This is a genomic window from Flavobacterium sp. WC2430 (assembly GCF_040822075.1).
Taxonomy (GTDB): Bacteria; Bacteroidota; Bacteroidia; order Flavobacteriales; family Flavobacteriaceae; genus Flavobacterium.
Genome location: NZ_CP162007.1, coordinates 2,952,135 through 2,974,960 on the forward strand (window position 1 = coordinate 2,952,135; position 22,826 = coordinate 2,974,960).

A 22,826-nucleotide genomic window follows, 5' to 3' on the forward strand; every position below is an offset into this window, starting at 1 on the left:
TAATACCTAAAGGAAACTCTTATTCACCAAAAGGTCTGCAAAAGTAACACATTTATCTTAAACCACAAAATAATATAAAAAAGATAATCGATTGAGAATCAGCAGCGAATTAATACGTCTTTTTGCAGGCATCGTTCCCGCTCTCGCCTTTATCTCTTCGTCCAAAAAAAAGGACTACGAGGATACCGGCTCCATCGGGGCTAAATGGATTTTATGCTTTTTTTTCCAGCAACAAAAAACCCGATAACTACTTAAAAGTTATCGGGTTATGAGTTATTTTTATGATTTTTAATGACTGAATTTCTCTACAATTTTTGGATCATGTTTATATTTGAAAACAAACGGAAATATCATAGCTAGAACCAAAGCGTAACTCGCAAACGTAATCCAAATATGAAACCAGTCTTTACTACCATCCACTAGAGTAAAGTATTCTTGTATGATATAACCACTGGCAAAACTACCAATCAAAGCTCCAAAACCATTTACCATCATCATGAACATCCCTTGAGCACTTCCTCTAATTTTCGAATCGGTTTGTGTTTCTACAAATAATGAACCTGAAATATTAAAGAAATCAAATGCCATTCCATAAACAATACAAGACATAATAATCATCCAAAGTCCATCTGAAGGATTTCCAAAAGCAAATAATCCAAAACGCAATACCCAAGCCAACATACTAAACAACATCACATACTTAATTCCAAATTTTCTCAAAAAGAAAGGAATAGCTAATATGAACAAGGTTTCAGAAACTTGAGAGATTGACATAATTATAGCTGGATACCGCACCGCGATAGTGTTTTTATAGGCATCGACAGTGGCAAAATCATGAATATAAGTATCTCCATACGCATTAGTCAACTGCAATGCAGCTCCTAACAACATCGAAAAGATAAAGAAAATAGCAAATTTTCTTTGTTTGAATAATTCAAAAGCATTTAAACCCAAAGCTCGTGAAAAAGAGCTGTTTTTCTCGCCTTTACACAACGGAGGACATTTAGGCAATGTAAACGCATATATTCCTAAAATTAATGACACTACTCCAGCAATATAAAATTGATTAGCTGATGTTTCATTATGCGTTAAACTAACAACCCATAAAGCAACAATAAAACCTATTGTCCCCCATATTCTGATAGGTGGATAATCCTTTACAACATCCATGTCTTTAGCAATTAATGCATTATAAGCTACAGTTATTGATAATGAAATAGTAGGCATGTAGAAAAACATGTTCACCAACATAACCCAGAAAAAAGTGGTAGGATTATCTACTTGCGGTAAGAAAAACAAAGCAGCAGCACCAAAAAAATGAAGCAAACCATATAATTTTTCAGCATTTAAAAAACGATCTGATATAATTCCTGTAAGAGCAGGCATAAAAACAGAAGAAATACCCATTGTTGAAAAGATGATACCAAACTCAGTACCTGACCAATGTTTATTATTAAACCAATAGGCTCCAATTGTAAGCAACCACGAACCCCAAATGAAAAACTGAAGGAAATTCATTAAAATCAGTCTGTATTTAATACCCATAAGATGAATTATATTATTTTAAAAAAATGTAAGGCGTAAATCTAATATTTAAAATGTGATAAACAAAAGAATTAATTCGTTTTAGTAATTTCACTTACTAGACTCAACACCACTTCAAATTGTTCTTCACGTGTTAGGTGTGAATTATCAATTTCTATAGCATCTTCTGCCATTACTAAGGGAGAATCTTCTCTATGGGTATCAATATAATCACGCTCTTCAACATTCTTCAACACTTCTTCATAGGTAACATTGTCGCCTTTTTGCTTCAATTCAGCAAATCGTCTTTCGGCTCTTGTAGTTGCACTGGCGGTCATAAATATCTTAAGTTCAGCATCTGGAAAAACAACGGTACCAATATCTCTTCCGTCCATCACAATTCCTTTATTCTCTCCCATTTGTTTTTGTTGCTCCACTAGTTTAGAACGAACTTCTGAAATTTCAGCTACTTTACTTACAAAATTAGAAACTTCAATAGTTCGTATTTGAGTTTCTACATTAGTATCATTCAAATACATTTCGCCAAAGCCTAAATCTGGATTGAATTTAAATTCTAATCGAATAAATGGCAAACTATTAATTAAAGTTTCTTTGTCAAAAAACGAAGCACTTATATAGCCATTTTGCATAGCAAAAAAAGCAACTGCACGGTACATTGCGCCAGTATCCACGTAAATATATCCCAAATGATTGGCTAATTGTTTTGCTAAAGTACTTTTTCCTGTGGATGAAAACCCGTCAATTGCGATGGTAATTTTTTTCAATTTTATATTTTAATTTGATGTTATTAAACCTACTCCTTGCTACTCTAAATTTTATAAGAAAACATCTTATTTTTATATATCAATAATAGACACTTAAAATAATTTTTGTTTTAGAATGATCAATCAACTCCCCTATTCTATTAAAAAACAATTCATTAACCATTGGACAACCCAAACTCTTACAAATAAATTGCCCTTGCTCTTCATATGGAACACTTTCAAATTGATGCAAAACTATATTTCTACTAAATGCATTACTATTTGTAGCGTCCAATCCATATAATATATACGCCTTCCCATATGTACCAATATACTTGTTACCTATAGAGTATTTTCCTAAAGAAGTACAAAAAGAATGATTCTCATTACTAAATTTCAGCTCTCCTTCTATGCCTGTTTCAGAACCTAAACCATGGCTAACTAAGCCTTCATCTATAATTTCATTTGTTTTCAAATTACAAACAAAAAACCGATATTTTCCTGATTCTATTTTCATATCAATAAAAAAACCAATTTCTTTATTGTACTTTGAGTATCTATTAACTAGGTCTTTTACTTCCTTAATTTGTGAATTCAATTTTTCTTGCACAACTGTTTTTTCGTCTTTATTACTAAAGCTAGAGAAAACAAATACCAGAAAAAATAAAAAAATAAATAGCTTCTTCATCTCTTTACCTATTTTTAATTAACCCTTCTATTGAAAATTTATCGTTAAACCAAATAAACTTGTATTTCCCGCTAGAGTATAACGTGAATACGAGTAATTAAATTTTAATTTATTTAATTTTAATCCAAAACCTAACGAAATGCCTGAAAAATTGCGTTGTTCTACAATACGTAGTTCTTCCGCTCTTCGAAAATTATATCCAAGACGCAAATTAAATGCTTTTTTTGGGAATAATTCGACTCCAAAAATTACATGACGCAAGGCGTTGTTCACAAATGATATTTTTTCTTCAGTTGAACTACCGTCAATTGAAGATTGAGTCCTTTCTGGATTTGAAAAAGAAATATTCCATTGTTGTAAATTCTCTAATGTCAAATGCCATCGAATAGGTACATTTTCTAATTCTTGTGAAACTCCCGCAAGTAGCTCTAAAGGTAACCTTTCATGAACTTCAGAATAGGTTGTGAATTGGGTACCAATATTGCGTATAACCAACCCCCAATTGACATCATTCCTTTCGTCAATAAAAATAGCACCAATATCAATTGCTCCTCCTAATGAATTATAACTCTCTAAGGTGGATGAAATTAATTTAGCATTTGCCCCTAAATATAATGTTGTGTTTGGTACATTATAAGCATATCCAAAAGACAATGCTGTTTCACTTCCAGTAAATGAGGAGGTTGTTTGACCATTTTCATCATATCCTTCAAAGCTACCATAGTTAACGTAATTAACCCCAACTTGAAAAGTTTGTAAATGTCGATCATAAGTGTATGCATAAGAAGCAGTCCCATAAGTAATCTCCCCATAATAACTCCCGTAATTAATAGCTAAATGGTTGTCCATTTCTACATTAATTGTTGCTGGATTAAAATTTACTTGATTTACATCATCATCATAAATAGTGATTGTTTTCCCTCCAAGTGATGCCTGTCTAGGCGAAGTAACTAAGTTTAAAAACTGATACGTATACTTCCCTCCTATTTGACCGTAAGAAACAGTACATATAAGAAGTAAAAAATATAAAAAAAGTTTTTTAAACATGCTTTAGGTTTCTATTTTTTTTAAAATAAAACGCAATAACGAAGATAAAATTATAATACCAATAATTGGTGATTTTGCATCTCCAAATTCCAAACAAATAAAATTCCAAAATCATCTCTCAATTATTTTAAGATTTGATTTTGGAATTATTATTTAAATTAAAAAATAGTCTTTACAAGGTTTTTGCATTTTTTACTTTCTGATCTGTAATTGCAATTTTTAAAACTTCGCTCATTTCTTTTACAAAATGGAAGTGCATCCCTTCAATATATTCTGGTTTTATTTCGTCAATATCGCTTTTATTTTCATGGCACAAAATAATTTCCTTAATACCAGCACGTTTAGCAGCTAATATTTTTTCTTTTATACCTCCAACAGGTAACACCTTTCCTCTTAATGTAATTTCACCCGTCATAGCCAAATGTTTTTTGACTCTCTTTTGTGTAAACAAGGAAACCAAAGACGTTAACATCGCTATTCCCGCACTTGGACCATCTTTTGGTGTTGCTCCTTCTGGAACATGTAAGTGAATATTGTGATTTTTTAAAATATCTGGATTAAGACCTAAAAGTTCAGTATTTGCTTTAATATATTCTAATGCAATAGTTGCCGATTCCTTCATTACTGTACCTAAATTTCCAGTAATTGTCATCGTCCCTTTACCAGGAGAAATAAGTGACTCAATAAACAAAATATCACCACCAACACTTGTCCATGCAAGTCCAGTTACAACCCCAGCAACATCATTACTTTCGTATTTATCTCTTTCTAATCTAGGAACGCCTAGAACTTTTACAATATCAGCATCAGTTACTTTTTTGTTATATTCTTCTTCCATTGCAACTGATTTTGCTGCATTACGAATAACCTGAGCAATTTTAGCTTCCAATCCACGAACTCCTGACTCTCGAGTATATCCTTCAACAATTTTTTCTAATTGCTTTTTTCCAATAGTTAAATCCTTGGATGTTAATCCATGTTCTTTTAACTGTCTTGGAAATAAGTGCTGACGTGCAATCTCCACTTTTTCTTCAATTGTATAACCCGACATTTTAATTACCTCCATACGGTCTCTTAACGCAGGTTGAATTGCTCCTAAATTATTAGAGGTAGCAATAAACATCACCTTTGATAAGTCATACCCCATTTCAAGGAAATTGTCATAAAATGAATTGTTTTGTTCCGGATCTAAAACTTCTAATAATGCTGAAGAAGGATCTCCTTGATTCCCGCTAGCTAATTTATCAATCTCATCTAGAACAAATACTGGATTTGATGTACCTGCCTTTTTTAAACTCTGAATAATTCTCCCTGGCATTGCACCAATATAGGTTTTTCTATGACCTCTAATTTCCGCTTCATCACGTAAACCACCAAGTGAAATACGTACATATTCCCTACCCAAAGCTTCAGCAACTGATCTACCAATGGATGTTTTACCAACTCCTGGAGGCCCTGTTAAACAGATGATAGGTGATTTCATATCATTTCGCAGTTTTAAAACTGCTAAATGCTCAATCATTCTTTTCTTTACATCCTCTAAACCAAAATGATCTCGGTCTAGAATTTTTTGAGCTCTTTTCAAGTCAAAATTATCTTTAGAATACACATTCCAAGGCAATTCAAGAAACAGTTCTAAATAATTTCTTTGAATTCCAAAATCTGGCGCTTGTGGATTCATTCGACGCATTTTTGACAATTCTTTTTCGAAATGTTTTTGTGTTTTGTCGTCCCACTTCTTGGTCTTAGATTTTTGAAGCATTTCGTCCATTTCTTCTTCTTGAGAAACACCTCCCAGTTCTTCCTGGATGGTTTTCATTTGTTGATGAAGAAAATATTCTTTTTGCTGTTGGTCTAAATCAAAACGAACTTTAGATTGAATATCGTTTTTAAGTTCTAATTTTTGCAACTCAATATTCATGTAACGCAAAGTCTCCAAAGCTCTATCTTTCAAATCATTAACCTCTAGTAAATCTTGTTTTTCTTTGACGGATAAATTCATATTAGAAGTCACAAAATTGATCAAGAAAGATTGACTTTCAATATTTTTGATTGCAAATGTAGCTTCGCTTGGAATATTTGGACTCTCTTTAATTATTTGAATTGCCAGCTCTTTTACTGAATCAAGAATAGCTAAAAACTCAGTATCTTTCTTTTCTGGTCTATTCTCTTCAAATTCTTTAATAGTTGCTGTAATATAAGGGTCTTCAGAAACCACAGTATCTATTTCAAACCTCTTTTTCCCTTGAAGAATAACTGTTGTAGTACCATCAGGCATTTTTAAAACTCGTAAAATTCTTGCTACGGTTCCTATCGTATGAATATCGTTTTTTGTAGGATCTTCAACTTCTTCATTCTTTTGAGCAACAACACCAATAATTTTACCTGCAGCATTAGCATCATCAATTAATTTAATTGACTTATCACGCCCTGCGGTAATAGGAATTACAACACCAGGGAATAAAACCATGTTTCTTAAGGGTAAAATAGATAGCGAATCTGGTAATTCTTCATTTATCATTTCCTCCTCATCTTCTGGAGTCAATAATGGAATTAATTCTGCTTCTGAGTCGAATTCTTGTAGTGACAGATTGTCAATTGTAAGTATTTTATGGTTTGACATAGTATATTTAAGTCTTTTTGTCATTAAAAATTTTAATCTTATGAATAAACAAAGAGTTTAAACACTTTAAACACCAATATAACTGGTATTATCCTTTGTTATTCATTAGTTGTATAAAAAATGCAATCATTATGCCATTGTAGAAATAAGCAGTAATCAAAATTGTAAATATTGGTGATAAATCAACTATTAAATAGTTGATTTATGATGTTTTTTTCCTAATACTTTAGTAAAAAGAAAAAGGTCATATTGATAGAATTTTAAATACGAAGTTTATTTTATATTATTATAAATGACTTTTTGTAAAGAGATTAAAAATAATTATTTATACTGTTTCATCACTCTTTTTCATAAAACTCAAAACTATAAAACCTAATACGAAGAATATGGCTAATATAAAAAACGAATTTCGCATTGAGTTTGTAATCGAAGCTACAAAACCAAAAATAAAGGTTCCAACTACAATCGAGATTTTCTCTGTAACATCAAAAAAACTAAAGTAAGTGGCATGATCTTCCGTTTCAGGTAATAGTTTAGAATATGTTGATCTTGAAAGGGATTGAATTGCTCCTAAAACCATCCCAATCGTACCTCCAAGCACATAAAATTGAAGATCAATATATTGACTTTTAGCATCTAATAAATAAGCCGCAAAACAAATAAAACCCCAAATCACAATTGTAATTTTTAAGGTTTTTATGTTCCCTATTTTCTCGGATATTCTAGAAAATAAAAAAGCGCCAAATATAGCTACAACATTGATTAATAAAATGATTATGATTAATTTACTTGTAGTAATCCCTAATTCTTTTTTACCAAAAATACCTGCTAATAATATTACAGTTTGAACACCAATACTATAAAGAAAAAAAGCAGTTAAAAACTGTTTTAACCTAGTAAGTTCTTTCAAGCTTTTAAAAACAACTTTAAGTTCTCTCAATCCTTTAAATATAAAATCTTTCTCTGGTTTTTTATGAAATACATTATTAGGTAAATAATGAAAAGTAATTTGAGCAAAACCCATCCACCAAATACCTACTGATAGAAATGAAATTCGCGCTGGTATCGACGAATCAGTTATTCCATACCATTCAGGCATCATAACCATGGTTAAATTAAATGCTAACAAAATTAAAGATCCAAAATAACCAAACATAAAACCTTTAGCACTCACACGGTCATGCTGCTCTGGAAAAGCAATTTCTGGCAAATAAGAATTATAAAAAACAATACTTCCCCAAAATCCAATGCTTGCCAAAATAGTTCCTAAAACACCTATCCATAGTGTATCCTGTCCTTTAAAAAAGAACAATCCCATAACTGAAAACGAACCCAAATAACAAAAAAACTGCATAAAACGTTTCTTATTACCCGTATAATCAGCTATGCCGGATAGTATAGGCGAAAGAAATGCAACTATTAAAAAAGAAATTGATAATGAATAAGATAGCAAAGATGAGTTATTAATTTCCATACCCAAAAAATGGACAATACCATTATTATCACTGGTTACAGATTCAAAATAAATAGGAAATACTGCAGTTGCAATAACCAGACTGTACACTGAGTTTGCCCAATCATAAAATGCCCAAGCGTTTATTAACTTCTTATCTCCTTTTTGTAAAGCTATCATATAAATATTTTTAAAACGAATTTATTTATTTTTTGAGTATTTAAACTATAAATCAGGATAAACTTTGTAATAATAATGATTTGTTAAAAACAGAAAGCCAATTCAGTTGAATTGGCTTTCCATTATCTATTAAAATATATTTTTTTATCTGAAAATAACTCCAAATTTTGCCGCCGTTGCTTTAGCTTCCGGAACCATTGCTTTCAAATTGGCAATTCTTGTTGCATCTGAAGGGTGTGAACTTAAAAACTCAGGTGGTGCTTGACCATTAGAACTTGCAGCCATTCTTGTCCAAAATGAAATTGCATCATCTGGATTATAACCTGCAATAGCCATAAGAGTAAGTCCTATTTTGTCAGCTTCGGTTTCATGACTTCTACTATAAGGCAACATTACTCCTACTTGTGAACCTATACCGTAATATTGTTGCCACATTTGTTGTTTTTCAGCGCTTTGACTCCCTGTTGCAACAGCAACACCTACAGCGCCAAGACTCTGAAGTTGTGATGCACTCATACGTTGTGCTCCATGATTTGCTAGTGCATGAGAAACTTCATGCCCCATAACAGTTGCTAAACCAGCATCGTCTTTTGTAATGGGTAAAATCCCCGAATAAACAACGATTTTTCCACCGGGCATACACCAAGCGTTAACTTCTTTACTATCAACTAATTTATATTCCCAACGGTAATCATTTAAATATTGAGTTTGACCTAGATAAGCCAAATATTTTTCAGCAGCCACTTTAATTTTCATACCTACTGTTTCCACTCTTCTAGCATCTGCAGTTCCAGTAATTACTTTGTTTTCTTTCAAAAAAGTTCCATACTCCTGAAAAGAAGAAGGGAATAATTCACTATTAGAAACAAAATTTAATGTTTTTTTCCCTGTAAGTGGGTTGGTCGCACAAGAGATGAATAGACCTAGCGTACAAATTCCTGCTATTATTGACTGTTTTTTCATGATATTAGATTTTAATAAAAACAAAAATACAATTTTAACTAAGTTTATGAGTTACAAAATTAAAAGCAATTGTATCAATTTTATTGTTTTCTTTATTCTCCAGTAATGTGCAAAACATTAAATTCCTTATCTACAATTAGATACTTGTTAATTTCAAAAGCAAAACTATCGAATGAAACTTCTTCATTATCGATTTCTATACTTTTTACTTTAAATGGCAATCCAATAAGGTTGATTTTATACTTTGAATAACTAGTTTCGTATTTTCCGTCTTTATGTAGCTGAATATTAATTTCTTTCTCTTTACCTGTTACTCTAAAAGTTAAAAAACTATATCTCCCCTTCTTATAATCATACCCATCTTGAGCATCTTCATAAACAACTGATTTTTCTTTCCCTGCTTTATAATACAAATCCAATATTAATTCTTCAAAATCTAATTCCCCAACATATTGCTGAACTGGGTATTTAGGAATAACCGAACCTGCTTTTATAAAAACTGGAATTTCATCAAACTGAGTGTCGACCCACATTTCTTTTCCTCCTTTTACCATATTATTAGTCCAATAGTTGTACCACTGACCGCGAGGAATATACATTCTTCTACCTATACCATTAGGTTCTAATATAGGGCAAACCAATATCTGATTTCCAAAAACAAATTCATCATTTCGATAATGAGTTTGAATATCATCTTGATCAAAGTACACTAATGGTTTTAACATTGGTATTCCTTCTTCAATATATTGGTAAAACATGGTGTATAAATACGGTAATAACTGGTAACGGAGACTTACGAATTTTCTAGTAATATCAATGACTTCATCGTCAAAGGCCCACGGTTCTTGGTCTCCATGATCACCTGACGAGTGAGTTCTACAAAAAGGATGAAAAACACCTAACTGAATCCAACGAGCGTATAACTCTCCTGAAGGTTGCTCAGCAAATCCTCCGATATCTGAACCAGTGAAACCCATTCCAGATATAGACATTCTTTGCACTTGTATATTAGCAACCCATAAATGTTCCCAAGTGGCAACATTATCACCTGTCCACGAAGAAGTATAACGTTGTGCACCTGCATATGCAGACCTAGTTATTACAAAAGGTCTTTTGGGGTAAGCAAATCTTTTTACTCCATGGTAGGTAGCTCTTGCCATTTGAGTACCATAAATATTATGTGCTTTTCTATGACTGCAAGGATTTCCGTCATAATCGTGACGTACATCCATAGGAAATGTTTTATTTGGAACCTCCATTACGGCTGGTTCATTCATGTCATTCCATACTCCTTTTACACCTATTTCCGAAACTAATTCTTTAAATAATCCTGCCCACCATTCTCTAACTTCAGGATTAGTATAGTCTGGAAAATTACATTCTCCGGGCCAAACTTTTCCCTTCATATAAGGACCATCAGCTCTTTTACAAAAATAATCTTTTTCTAAAGCTTCTTTATATACAGCATATTCTTTATCAATCTTTATCCCTGGGTCTATAATGACAACCGTTTTAAATCCATCTTCGGCCAATTCTGCAATCATTCTTTTTGGATCAGGAAAATACTCTTTATTCCATGTAAAACAACGGAATCCTTCCATATAATCTATATCTAAATAAATAGCATCACATGGTATTTGTAATTCTCTAAATTTAGCAGCAACTTCTTTTACATTACGCTCTGGATAGTAACTCCATTTGCATTGGTGATAACCTAATGCCCATAAAGGTGGTAATTCTGGTTTACCAGTTAAATCAGTATAAGTAGTTACAACATCTTGCATTTTGGGTCCATAAAAGAAATAATAATTCATCTCTCCTCCTTCTGCCCAAAAACTGGTTACATTTCTTCTCTCATGACAAAAGTCAAAAAAAGTTCTAAAAGTATTATCAAAGAAAATTCCGTAGGCCTGTTTATTTTGCAATCCTATATAAAAAGGAACTACTTTGTATAGTGGTTCCTGATCTTTTTGAAAAGCATATTGATCTGTAGCAAAATTCTCTAATCGTTTACCTTTTAAATTCATTTGGGTTGCTTTATCACCAAGACCATAAAAACATTCCCCATCTTTGGAAGCTTTACTCATCTTTACAATGTTACCACCATATTCGTAACTTTCTTCCCAATGAAAACCAAGCTCGTCTTCTAATAAAATATTTCCTTTTAAATCATAAATAGACTTCCTCATGTCTAATTTTTGAATAACACATTTTATTTTACTAGTAACTATTTGGTAATAATCTGGTTCTTCTGATATCTCTAGAAAATTATATCCATGCAATTGAGTTTTATCAATGGCATAAGAAAAATCATTACTAAAATATCCTTTTGTAGTAAATCGAAAACGTAGTAAACTATCTCTTAAAATGGTAACTTTTAAAACAACACTATTATCGGTGTTAAAATAAATTGAATCCCCTTCTAGTTTAAAAGAGACTATTTTTGATGGGTATAGATCCCCTTTATATTCTAATTCTGTATTAGTAATCATGGAATTGTGGTATTATTAATAAGATTTTTTGTTTCTTTCCAAACCTACAAAAAATCTCAATTAGCCTTTTAAAATAAGGACTTTATTCACCAAAAAGTTGTAATAGAAATTAAATATTGCTGTAAAGTTCCTTTTATTAAGCTGAACTTTACAACAATATTAAAAATCAATTCTATGATATCTTGAAAACATTAACACTTAATGGAGGAAGCAATAATTCAATAGAATAGTCTCTTCCGTCATAAGGAGAAGATTCAATTGTTAATTTATCTGGATTAATTACTCCACTTCCACCATATATCTTTGCGTCACTATTAAAAATTTCTTTTATTTTTCCTTTTTTTGGAAGACCTATTCTATAGTTAGGCCGTACAATTTGAGTAAAATTACAAACTACAATCAAATCATCTTTTGGTTGGTTTCCTTTTCGAATAAAGGAAAAAACTGCATTTTGATGATCTGAATAATTAATCCATTCAAAACCTTCAGGACTAAACTGCTTTTCATGTAAAGCAGGTTCTGTTTTGTATAAATTATTCAAATCTGTTATTGTTTTTTTTATTCCTTCATGAAAAGGATATTGCAATAAATGCCAATCTAGGCTTCCTTCAAAATTCCACTCTGCACTTTGACCAAATTCACAGCCCATAAACAATAATTTAGTCCCTGGATGTGTAAACATATATCCATAAAGCAATCTTAAATTTGCAAATTTTTGCCATTCATCTCCTGGCATTCTACCTGCAATTGACTTTTTACCATACACCACTTCATCATGAGACAAAGGCAACATGAAATTTTCAGAAAAAGTATATGTCATTGAAAAAGTCAATTCATTTTGATGGTACTTACGATATACTGTTTCTTTTTGAAAATACTCTAGAGTATCGTGCATCCAACCCATCATCCATTTCATTCCAAATCCTAATCCACCAACAGATGTTGGTCTTGAAACCATTGGAAACGAAGTACTTTCTTCTGCTATCGTTTGCACTCCTTCATAATTAGAGTAAACAGCTTCATTAAATTCTTTCAAAAAACTAATGGTATCTAGATTTTCTCTACCTCCATAAATATTTGGTTCCCATTCACCATCATTTCTTGAATAATCTAAATACAACATCGAAGCAACGGCATCTACTCGTAAACCATCAGCATGATAATACTGCAACCAGAATAAAGCATTACTAATTAAAAAGGAACGAACTTCATTTCGTCCATAATTAAACACTAAACTTTTCCAATCAGGATGATATCCTTTTCTTCGATCTGGGTGTTCAAAAAGATTAGAACCATCAAAGAACCCTAAACCATGTGCGTCGTCAGGAAAATGTGATGGAACCCAGTCTAAAATAACACCTATTCCAGCTTGATGCAGCTTATCAACTAAAACCATAAAATCTTGTGGTTTACCAAAACGAGAGGTAGGTGCAAAATAACCAACTAATTGATAACCCCATGAAGGATCATAAGGATATTCCATTATAGGCATAAATTCCACATGAGTAAAACCAGTTTCTTTTACATAGTTTACTAAATCCTCAGCAAATTCTAGATAAGTCAAAAAACGATTTTCTTCAGCATGACGTTTCCAAGATCCCAAATGAACTTCATAGACAGAATAAGGTTTGTCTAATCCATTATGGTCTTGGCGTGATTTCATCCATTTAGTATCATCCCATTTGTAGTCTAAATCCCAAATTACTGAGGCCGTATGTGGTGGTTGCTCACAATAAAAAGCAAACGGATCTGCTTTTTCAGTAATAATCCCATCATTATTAGATTGAATTTTATATTTATAGGTAGTTCCTTTTTCAATATTTGGTATAAAACCTTCCCATATTCCTGAAGAATCCCATCTTACTTGCAACAAATGTTCTCCTTGTTTCCAAAAATTAAAGTCTCCAACTACAGAAACGGAATGAGCTGTAGGTGCCCAAACGGCAAAATACACCCCTTTTACACCATCTAACTCAATCAAATGCGCCCCAAGCTTTTCATAGAGTCTATAATGTTTCCCAGCTTTGAATAAGTTAATATCAAAGTCAGTAAAAAGAGAATGCGTGATAACTTTACTCATATGGCAATTTTATAGTTCTAATGTTTAAGTCATTAGAATATTAGTTTAAAAACAGTTTAATAACTTAATTAATTTTGTAATTATCCGGTATTACTGAACCTTTTTTAATTACAACAATTCCTTCTCTGATAGAATACAAATCATTTGAAAAATCTTCTAAATGCTTTCCTCCATTGATATAAACATCATTCCCAATTCTACAATTTTTATCAACTAGAGCATTGTTAATAAAACATCTTTCCCCTATTCCCATTAAAATTTTATTATTCGCTTTTTCTTCATCCATTATATCAATGCTTTGATAAAAATCATTACCCATAACATAGGAGTTTTGAATAATTGTTTCATCGCCAATTCTAGAACGAATTCCTATAACTGATTTTTTAATTTCTTTGGCACTTATGATACAACCTTCTGAAATAAGTGATTGCTCAATAAGTGTATTACGGAATTTTGATGGAGGCAATAATCTAGGTCTAGTGTAAATTTTATTTTCATTATCAAATAAATTAAATTTTGGAACATCATCAGTAAGACCTATGTTAGCTTCAAAAAAAGAATCAATATTACCAATATCAGTCCAATACCCTTCATATTGATAGCTTAATATTTTTTTATTTCCAACAGCTTGCGGTATAATTTCTTTACCAAAATCTTTGGTATCAGGATTTGCCATTAAATCAATTAATAATTTTCTATTGAAAATATAAATCCCCATTGAAGCAAGATAATGCTTTCCTTCACTTTTCATTTGCTCACTTACATTTGATTCCCAATCAGGCAACAATGAAGCAGCTGGTTTTTCAATAAATGATTCAATACAGCTTTCGCTATTAGTTTTTAGAATACCAAACTCGGGAGCATCTTTAGCGTTTACAGGTAAAGTTGCTATAGTTATATCAGCCCCATGTTTTATATGTTCATCAAGCATTTCGTTAAAATCCATTTGATACAGTTGATCTCCAGAAAGTATCAAAGCATAATCAAAATCATGATTTAAAAAATGAGGCATACATTGTCTAACAGCATCAGCAGTTCCTTGAAACCAAGTAGGGTTATCAGGAGTTTGCTCGGCAGCTAGAATATCTACAAAAGCTTGACTAAAAGCATTAAAAGTATAGGTGTTTTTTATATGTGCATTTAAAGAAGCCGAATTAAATTGTGTTAATACAAACATTCTTTTAATATCCGAATTCATACAATTTGAAATAGGAATATCAACCAATCTATATTTTCCTGCAATTGGCACCGCAGGTTTTGATCTAGTTGCGGTTAAGGGATATAATCTAGAACCTTGGCCTCCCCCAAGAATGATTGAAACAACATTATTCTTTTTAGCTTTCATATTTTGTTGATTATTAAATTATACATATCTATATATTCTTGACAAACTCTTTCCCAGGAATGGTCGGTTTTCATTCCACGTTTTATAATTTTATTTAAATGCTCTTTATCCTTATATAAATTTACAGCTCTATTAATGGAGTAACAAATATCTCCAACAGATGATTGATCATGACAAATTCCATTACCATCATCTCCAAAATCAATTACAGTATCTTTTAAACCACCAGTTCTTCTTACTATTGGAATTGTTCCATATCGCAAAGAATACATTTGATTCAAACCACATGGCTCTACTCTAGATGGCATCATTAAGAAATCGGCTCCCGCATAAATTAAATGAGCTAATTCTTCATTGTATCCAATAAACGTATTATAATTTCCTTTATAATCAATCAATAAGCTATTTAATCTATTTTCAATATCTGCATTTCCAGATCCTAATATCAAAATATTAATTTCTTTGAAATTTTCTGATAACGCTAAAGCGGAGGCATGAGGCAATAAATCACCTCCTTTTTCTTCCAGTAATCGACCAATAAAACTAAATAAAGGTTTTGTAGGATCTAAATTAAAAAGAGTACACAGTATTTCTTTATTTTGCTGTTTTCCTTTTTCGAAATTTTTGATAGAATATTTTTTCTCTAACATTACATCTTTAGCTGGATCCCATACTTCTGTGTCGATTCCATTTAAAATTCCTTTTGATTTATATCTAACAAGATTAAACAATGATTCTAATCCATTAGCTGAATAATTAATTTCATTAAGGTAGTTGGGAGAAACCGTAGTTACAGCCCAAGCACATTTTACAGCTACAGCAAGAGAATTAATACAATTATCCCATTCTAAAACTTTTACATGAGAAAGATCAAATTCTGGAAAGTAATTTAATTTATCAAAACCAAATTGACCTTGATACAAACCATTATGAATCGTAATCATTGATGGTGTATTTTGTAATTTTAAATATTTATCACAATATAACATCATAAATGGAATCAACCCTGTATGATGATCATGGCAATTAATAACGTCAGGAATTTCACTTCTACCTATGATCCAATCTAAAGTTGCTATTTGAAAAGATAAAAATCGTTCAATATCATCTTCATATCCATACACCTCTTTTCTGTCAAAAAGTTCTGGAATTTCAATAAGGTATAATTCAAAACCAAGTTTATCAGTAGTTTCTTTGAGAACACTAAAAGGAAAATTAAACTTTCCTAATTTTATTGATCCCCAGTGTACACATTCAAAATCATTCTCTTTTCTAAACTTTGTATCATAACATGGTATTACAACTCTAACTTGATGTCCAGCATTATTTTGGTATTTGGGTAAAGCTCCAACAACATCAGCTAGTCCACCAACTTTTACTACAGGATAACATTCTGCACTAATATGAAATATTTCCATTTTATAAAATTTGTTTTTTTAATTATTTACAAAAGAATGGCTTTAATATTTGAATTAGAGCTAATTCTTAGTTTAGGGTAATTACCTATAAAAGACAAAAACCTTTTACAAATTATATTACTTTTATGTTTTTCTAAATTTAGTAAAAAATAAATAAAATGAAAGCCCTAATAAAAATTTATTGAAATGTCAAAAAATACTTCTATTAACCAACAAAAATTAAAAATTCCTAAGCTTATTATAGTAACGAGTAAATTTATCTCGCTAATCTCTCCAAAATTAGCTGTATTATATGCAGCAAAACTGTTTACAACACCAATAAAACATACTCTTCCTAAAAGAGAATGGGACATGAATCGAAAAAGTGAGCAAAAAGTATTGTTAATTCCGCAAATAAATAAGAATGTTGTTATTTATCAATATGGTAAAAGTGATAAAAAAATACTATTAGTTCACGGATGGTCAGGACGTGGTACACAACTAGTAAAAATAGCTGATGAATTACTAAAAGAAGGGTACTCGACAATAAGTTTTGATGCTCCTGCACATGGAAAATCACCTGGTAATAGCTCAATTATGATTGATTTTATTGCTTCAATAATAGAAATAGACAAACAATACGGGTCATTTGAAGCTGCTATTGGTCATTCTTTAGGAGGAATGTCAGTATTAAATGCTATAAAAAATGGATTAAAAGTGAAATCTGCTACAATTATTGGAAGTGGGGATATTGTTCAGGATATTATTGATGACTTTGTCTCAAACCTAAAATTAAAGCCCAATATTGCAAAAAGAATGCAATTGCATTTTGAAAAAAAATATAACGAACCAATGAACAATTACTCCGCTTATATTGCTGCTAAAAATACATCTATACCAGTTCTAGTTATACATGACCAAGATGATTTTGAAGTCCCTGTAAAAGCGGGAATTCATATTCATAAACATTTACAAAATGGAGAATTAGTTATTACTAACGGTTTAGGGCATCGAAAAATTTTGGGAGACCATAATGTCGTGCAAAAAGTAATTACTTTTATAACTAAAAATCAATAATAATAATAATAATAATAATAATAATAATAATATGAAATATCCTTTAGAAAAAACGGAGGCACAATGGAAAGAAGAATTAGGCGAAGAGAGATACCATATTCTACGTCAAAAAGGAACAGAACGTGCTCATACAGGTACTTATAATTTACATTACGAAAAAGGCACATACTGTTGTGGTGCCTGTTCAGAACCGCTATTTGAAAGTAATTCCAAGTTTGACGCACACTGTGGCTGGCCTTCTTTTGATGATTCTATTCCAGGAAAAGTAAAATACATTCTTGACAAAACTCACGGAATGATTCGTACAGAAATTGTATGTGCTAATTGTGGCAGTCACCTTGGACATGTGTTTAATGATGGTCCAACAAAAACAGGACAACGGTTCTGTGTAAATTCATTGTCTGTTGATTTTAAAGAGTAACTAATGGATTTATTTGGTGAAACAGAGAATTGGGTTTTTAATTTAAACCCAATTCTTATAAAATACCACGACAGGAAACATCCTCTCGCCTATCAAAATCTATATCAATTAGTAATTATGGTTATTTTATCGGCACAAGATTCTGATGCTAATATTAATACCCTTGCACCCATTTTATTTCTAAAATACCCGAGTTTACAAAGTCTACAAAAAACAAAACCTGTTGAACTCTACCCATATTTAATTAGCGTAAAATATTTTGAAAAAAAAGCCAATTGGGTCATCGAAATTGCTCATATACTTAAAAATGATATAAATATACCTTTAAACATAAAAGATTTAACTGCTTTAAAAGGTATCGGTCGAAAATCAGCTCATGTTGTACTCAGGGAATTCAATAAACCAGCACAAGGAATTATAGTCGACTTACATGTACTTCGTGTAGCACCTAGAATTGGCATAATTCAAACCACTAAAGATGCCTTGAAAGCCGAAAAACAATTGATGCAATTATTACCACAACCACTTTGGGGTAATATAGGAATGGCACTATCATTTCTAGGAAGAGAAATTTGTCGTCCTAAACCAAATTGTAATAATTGCCCAATAACTTCTTCTTGTTCATATTTTATTAATAATATTCTACATTAATTTTGAGTTAGGTAAAGACTTACTATTAATAAAAAAAAACAAAGAATCTGTATTTATGATATTCAATTTAAACAATGAAAAATTACAAACACAACCTATCAACAATTTTAGATACCGCAGTTATTTCAGTTGTGTTTTCAATTGTAGGTCCTGCAACCCAAACAGTTTTATAAGTTACTTCGGTAGCTGCTTTAGTAACAGCATTTGATCCTATCATATACCGAATCATTTTTACCCACTTTTTTAAGGTTTTATTTTTATTTAAAGTCTTTTCTATCGAAGTTTGTTTAGTTCCTACTTTCTGAACATAAGGAGTATTAATAACAGTACAAGGTGTTCCCGATATTTTCTCAGTTAAAACAATATCATTAGCTCCGTAATCAACACAAGCTTGTTTGTATTCCTCCGAAACTCCAGACTCAAATGAAGCAATAAATGGACTACCAACAGAGACACCAACCGCACCATAACTTAACATTTTATCAAAATCATTTTTTGTACTCACGCCACCTGCAGAAATAACTGGTAAAGAAGTGTTTAAATTCAATTCTTTAATTAATTGTTCAGCAGATAAATCCCCTCGATGTCCGCCAGCTTCATTATTTACAGCTATTAAAGCATCACCACCTAGGCTTTCCACTTTTTTTGCAAAAGACAAATCAGTGACATCACAAAAAACTTTAATACCTACTTTATGAGCTTGATTAATAGTCTCCTCGGGAGAGCCTAAAGATGTTATTATGAAGTCAACCTTTTCCTCACATAATACAGCCAACTGATCCTTGTATTTTATATTAGATTTATTCACTATTAGATTGTAACCAAAACTACCTCCTTCAACTTTAGCTGCTTTAAGTTCAATTATAGAAGCTCGTAATTCACCTAGAGTACGGTAATTTAAAGCTGGAATACAACCCGCCACACCCGATTTCATTCCTTCAATAACCATTTTAGTATTGGAAACAAGAAACATAGGAGCCATTATTAATGGATGTTTAATCTTTAAAAGGGAAGTTAACGTTGGTTTTATCATCTTTATTTTAAATTTACATCAAAGATATCAAAATATACTATGCGTGCCTAGTATATAAAAGTAAATACTTAAAATCATATTAAAGCTGTTAGTAAAATTTGGGCGTGACCTTCCTAAAAAAGTCAGGTCGGGCTATTCATTACAAGTCCTCGTTCCATTGAGTCCGAGACTCAATGGAACTGTGGGCTTTTCACTGCTATCCCTCACGCTAAAAACATACCTTATAAACATGCGACATTTGCAAACATTTTCTACATAATTACACCAAAGTAATGGCTTTAACATTTAAAATGAATAAATATATTTTAAATACTAATTAGTAGAACTAAAATATTTGCAAAAAACAATCCTATTGCATTTGACACTACTATTTCCCATATACCTTTAAAAAATACATAAAAACAGAGTATATATAAAATGTCCCGTCCTAAAAAAGCGATACAGATTATTAGATAAAATTAAATATTAAACAGTAGCAAAAACGTTTTTGCTACTGTTTTTTGTTTTATAAGTTCTCATCTTCGTTTTGTTTTGAGAATGCATTTGGTTTGGAGTCAGCATAAAATTCGAATAATGAGGTCTAAGTCCATTGTAAATAGTAACTAATTCCTTGACAATTTGATTTGTTATTTTTGCTCCTTGATTGTATTATCTTCTTTGAATAAGCATCGGTAACCAAACTTAGGTAGCAAGGATTATCTCTTTTTCCAATGTACGTGATGTCTGATAACCAGACTTGTTCAGGCCTGTTTATCTCTAAATCTAAAATTAAATTCTCGTGTTTTCTAAAACGATGATGGGAGTTAGTTGTTATATGATAAGAACGTTTTGGCTGTATTAATAAATGATTGGCTCTTAGTATATCAAAGAATTTGTCTCTGCCTATTTTTATCAATAGGAGTTTGTCTGACAAAAGATAATATAGTTTTCTAGTGCCTATTCTAGGCATTATTTTTCTGATAGCATCAACCATCAAAATAACCTGTTCTGCTTTATCTTGTTTAACTATTTTTCTTCGAATTCTTCGATAATAAACCTGTCTGTCTATCCCGAACAAATAACAGGTAAATACTATTGTTTGTTGTTCTTTTGTCTTGAAATAATCGATTGTTCGGGTACAGAGTTTTTTCGGATATCGATTTGATATTCTTTTTCTGCTAAATCAATCATCATATCAAACAGGATAGCCTTCTTGTCTGCAACAAAAGCCTGTCGCTCCAGGAATGCCTTCTGTTTCTCTAGAAGCTTGACTTGAACTTCAAGCTCCATAATCTTTTGTTCGGGTGTTTTTTCCATCTTTGAAGGGATTTGGTTCTCCCAATCAAAGTTACCAAATTTAATTAGCCATTGTACAACTGTCTTTCTACATTGAATACCGTACTTCTTTGTTGCTTGGCTAACTGTAAGTTGTCCTCGTTCTATTTCTTGAACGATTTCTAATTTTAAAGACATAGTGTAGTCTTGGATCAAGTCTAAATGTTGTGGGGAAATATTAAATTAAGATATTTGTATTTATAAATTTAATACAAATGCAAGATTCTTTTGTTGAACTTCTCAAGTTATTGTTACCAGAAATTATAGTTGATTATTTTGAACTTACTTCATATAAAAAAGGGGAAGAAATTCTTCATCTTTATTTAAAAGAGATTAATTCGATTCCAAAAGAATATCGTCAAAACAAATTAAGTTCAAAAGGATTCTTTGATGAGATAACTGTTCAAGATTTTCCAATCCGTGGACATCAAGTTTATCTACATATCACCCGCAGAAGATGGCTTAACGAAGATAGTGGACAAGTTGTATTTAGGGATTGGAATTTAGTAGCAGACGGAACTCGGGTAACACAGGAGTTCGCGTCTTTTTTAAAAGAAATCAATAGATTCCAAGCCTAATGATTGCAATGCTATTGCTTCTTTCTACGGTGTAAGCGGTAAGAATCTGCAACATCATTACAAAGATTTCTTAAGTGATTTTAAAATCTGGAATCAAAAACCACACGCAAAAGAATGGCTTATTTTTCCTGAAAACATTGGAAAAAGACTGTCATTGGACGAAACCTCACTATCCAACGGTGAGCTCTATACAATTCTAACTAATAAAGCAGCAAAAGGTAGAAAAGGAACCATCGTTGCAATGGTTGCTGGAACTAAAGCTGAAACAGTAATCGCTATCATTGAAAAGATACCTCTTAAACAACGAAATCTAGTCACAGAGATAACCCTAGATATGGCAGGAAATATGGGGTTAATTGCCAAGAAATGTTTTCCTAATGCAACTCGTGTCATCGATAGATTCCACGTTCAAAAATTGGCCACAGAGGCCTTACAAGAAATCAGAATCAAATACCGTTGGCAAGCAATAGATCAGGAAAATGAAGCTATAGAAAAAGCCAAGGAAAACAAGAAAAAGTTCGAATCTGTAGTGTTGACTAACGGGGATACACTTAAACAATTACTAGCCAGAAGTCGCTATTTCTTATACAAGAATAAATCAAAATGGTCTGAAAATCAATTACAACGTGCCCATTTATTATTTGAATTATATCCTGATATCAAAGAGGCTTACAATCTATCTCAAGGATTACGCAACATTTTTGAAAGTACAGCCGATAAAATAATCGGTTTTGCTAGACTTGCAAAATGGCATGAAAAGGTAAGTCAATCTGGGTTTAAGTCTTTCAATACAATATCTCGAACCATAATCAATCATTATCAAAACATATTGAACTATTTTGATTATCGAAGCACAAATGCATCAGCTGAATCTTTCAACGCCAAAATAAAAGTGTTTAGATCTCAATTTAGAGGTGTTAGGAACATTGAGTTTTTCCTTTTTAGACTAACAAATATTTATGCTTAATTTTTGTTGCTCCACAGGTTTTGGGATTGATCCAATTTTTGTTGCTCCACAGGTTTTGGGATTGATCCTAATTTTTGTTGCTCCACAGGTTTTGGGATTGATCCGTAGTCTTTTTGCGTACGCTTTAAATAGCGCGTTTGTTGTAATGATTCCATAGGATACTTTTTTGTGTATCGCTATTTCAGGACTAGACAAAACTTAAAAAAAAATCCCTCACAAATAAATGAAA

At 31.6% G+C, this 22,826-nt stretch carries 20 protein-coding genes; 5 read left to right on the plus strand and 15 right to left on the minus strand.

Going from position 1 to position 22,826, the window contains the following annotated elements:
• Positions 1–288 precede the first annotated feature (288 nt).
• The 11 genes from AB3G36_RS12885 to AB3G36_RS12935 form a co-directional block, all read right to left on the minus strand.
• Positions 289–1,545 carry a nucleoside permease gene (locus AB3G36_RS12885; RefSeq protein ID WP_367753381.1) on the minus strand — a complete coding sequence of 419 codons (1,257 nt, stop codon included), beginning with the start codon at positions 1,543–1,545 and terminating at the stop codon, positions 289–291.
• A 71-nt stretch (positions 1,546–1,616) separates the two neighbouring features.
• On the minus strand, positions 1,617–2,309 hold the full coding sequence (gene cmk, locus AB3G36_RS12890) for a (d)CMP kinase (RefSeq protein WP_367753383.1): 693 nt from the start codon (positions 2,307–2,309) through the stop codon (positions 1,617–1,619).
• A gap of 79 nt (positions 2,310–2,388) precedes the next feature.
• Positions 2,389–2,976, minus strand: a complete 588-nt coding sequence (locus tag AB3G36_RS12895; RefSeq protein ID WP_367753385.1) for a murein L,D-transpeptidase catalytic domain-containing protein — start codon at positions 2,974–2,976, stop codon at positions 2,389–2,391.
• Positions 2,977–3,003: 27 nt separating this feature from the next.
• Complete coding sequence (gene porQ / locus AB3G36_RS12900) at positions 3,004–4,023, minus strand: type IX secretion system protein PorQ (RefSeq protein WP_367753387.1); 1,020 nt, start codon at positions 4,021–4,023, stop codon at positions 3,004–3,006.
• A gap of 172 nt (positions 4,024–4,195) precedes the next feature.
• Positions 4,196–6,646, minus strand: a complete 2,451-nt coding sequence (gene lon / locus AB3G36_RS12905; protein WP_367753389.1) for an endopeptidase La — start codon at positions 6,644–6,646, stop codon at positions 4,196–4,198.
• 325 nt (positions 6,647–6,971) lie between these two features.
• On the minus strand, positions 6,972–8,279 hold the full coding sequence (locus tag AB3G36_RS12910) for an MFS transporter (protein ID WP_367753391.1): 1,308 nt from the start codon (positions 8,277–8,279) through the stop codon (positions 6,972–6,974).
• Positions 8,280–8,423: 144 nt separating this feature from the next.
• On the minus strand, positions 8,424–9,242 hold the full coding sequence (locus AB3G36_RS12915; protein ID WP_367753393.1) for a M48 family metallopeptidase: 819 nt from the start codon (positions 9,240–9,242) through the stop codon (positions 8,424–8,426).
• 92 nt (positions 9,243–9,334) lie between these two features.
• On the minus strand, positions 9,335–11,734 hold the full coding sequence (locus tag AB3G36_RS12920; protein WP_367753395.1) for a glycoside hydrolase family 31 protein: 2,400 nt from the start codon (positions 11,732–11,734) through the stop codon (positions 9,335–9,337).
• A 172-nt stretch (positions 11,735–11,906) separates the two neighbouring features.
• On the minus strand, positions 11,907–13,814 hold the full coding sequence (gene glgB / locus AB3G36_RS12925; protein ID WP_367753397.1) for a 1,4-alpha-glucan branching protein GlgB: 1,908 nt from the start codon (positions 13,812–13,814) through the stop codon (positions 11,907–11,909).
• Between the two features lie 64 nt (positions 13,815–13,878).
• Positions 13,879–15,159 (minus strand): glucose-1-phosphate adenylyltransferase, encoded by a 1,281-nt coding sequence (locus AB3G36_RS12930; protein WP_367753399.1) that lies wholly within the window; start codon positions 15,157–15,159, stop codon positions 13,879–13,881.
• Positions 15,156–16,577 (minus strand): glycogen synthase, encoded by a 1,422-nt coding sequence (locus AB3G36_RS12935; RefSeq protein WP_367753401.1) that lies wholly within the window; start codon positions 16,575–16,577, stop codon positions 15,156–15,158. Before AB3G36_RS12935 ends, AB3G36_RS12930 begins: the two co-directional genes overlap by 4 nt.
• A 186-nt stretch (positions 16,578–16,763) precedes the next feature.
• Here AB3G36_RS12935 and AB3G36_RS12940 point away from each other — a divergent pair, with 186 nt between their 5' ends.
• From AB3G36_RS12940 to nth, 3 genes are read left to right on the plus strand one after another with little or no spacing between them, the layout of a single operon-like run.
• Positions 16,764–17,633, plus strand: coding sequence for an alpha/beta fold hydrolase (locus tag AB3G36_RS12940; protein WP_367753403.1), 870 nt, complete (start codon positions 16,764–16,766; stop codon positions 17,631–17,633).
• A 31-nt stretch (positions 17,634–17,664) separates the two neighbouring features.
• The gene (gene msrB, locus AB3G36_RS12945; protein WP_367753405.1) at positions 17,665–18,054 is read left to right on the plus strand and encodes a peptide-methionine (R)-S-oxide reductase MsrB; all 390 of its coding nucleotides are present in this window, start codon (positions 17,665–17,667) and stop codon (positions 18,052–18,054) included.
• A 3-nt stretch (positions 18,055–18,057) separates the two neighbouring features.
• The gene (gene nth, locus AB3G36_RS12950) at positions 18,058–18,705 is read left to right on the plus strand and encodes an endonuclease III (protein WP_367753407.1); all 648 of its coding nucleotides are present in this window, start codon (positions 18,058–18,060) and stop codon (positions 18,703–18,705) included.
• Between the two features lie 82 nt (positions 18,706–18,787).
• Here nth and AB3G36_RS12955 read toward each other — a convergent pair whose 3' ends face one another.
• From AB3G36_RS12955 to AB3G36_RS12965, 3 genes are all read right to left on the minus strand, one after another.
• Entirely contained in the window at positions 18,788–19,738 is a 951-nt protein-coding gene (locus AB3G36_RS12955) for an NAD(P)H-dependent flavin oxidoreductase (RefSeq protein WP_367753409.1), read from the minus strand.
• 580 nt (positions 19,739–20,318) lie between these two features.
• Positions 20,319–20,795 carry a hypothetical protein gene (locus tag AB3G36_RS12960; RefSeq protein ID WP_367753411.1) on the minus strand — a complete coding sequence of 159 codons (477 nt, stop codon included), beginning with the start codon at positions 20,793–20,795 and terminating at the stop codon, positions 20,319–20,321.
• A 14-nt stretch (positions 20,796–20,809) separates the two neighbouring features.
• Positions 20,810–21,190 (minus strand): transposase, encoded by a 381-nt coding sequence (locus AB3G36_RS12965; protein ID WP_367753413.1) that lies wholly within the window; start codon positions 21,188–21,190, stop codon positions 20,810–20,812.
• Between the two features lie 77 nt (positions 21,191–21,267).
• On the opposite strand from AB3G36_RS12965, the gene AB3G36_RS12970 reads away from it, so the two are divergent.
• Together AB3G36_RS12970 and AB3G36_RS12975 are read left to right on the plus strand one after the other, a co-directional pair.
• Complete coding sequence (locus AB3G36_RS12970; RefSeq protein WP_367753414.1) at positions 21,268–21,630, plus strand: transposase; 363 nt, start codon at positions 21,268–21,270, stop codon at positions 21,628–21,630.
• Between the two features lie 13 nt (positions 21,631–21,643).
• Positions 21,644–22,597: a transposase gene (locus AB3G36_RS12975; RefSeq protein WP_367757935.1), complete on the plus strand. Its 954-nt coding sequence runs from the start codon at positions 21,644–21,646 to the stop codon at positions 22,595–22,597.
• Here the strand turns inward: AB3G36_RS12975 and AB3G36_RS12980 are convergent.
• Positions 22,594–22,752 (minus strand): hypothetical protein, encoded by a 159-nt coding sequence (locus tag AB3G36_RS12980; RefSeq protein WP_367753416.1) that lies wholly within the window; start codon positions 22,750–22,752, stop codon positions 22,594–22,596. The two genes, AB3G36_RS12975 and AB3G36_RS12980, sit on opposite strands and share 4 nt — an antisense overlap.
• Positions 22,753–22,826: the final 74 nt, after the last annotated feature.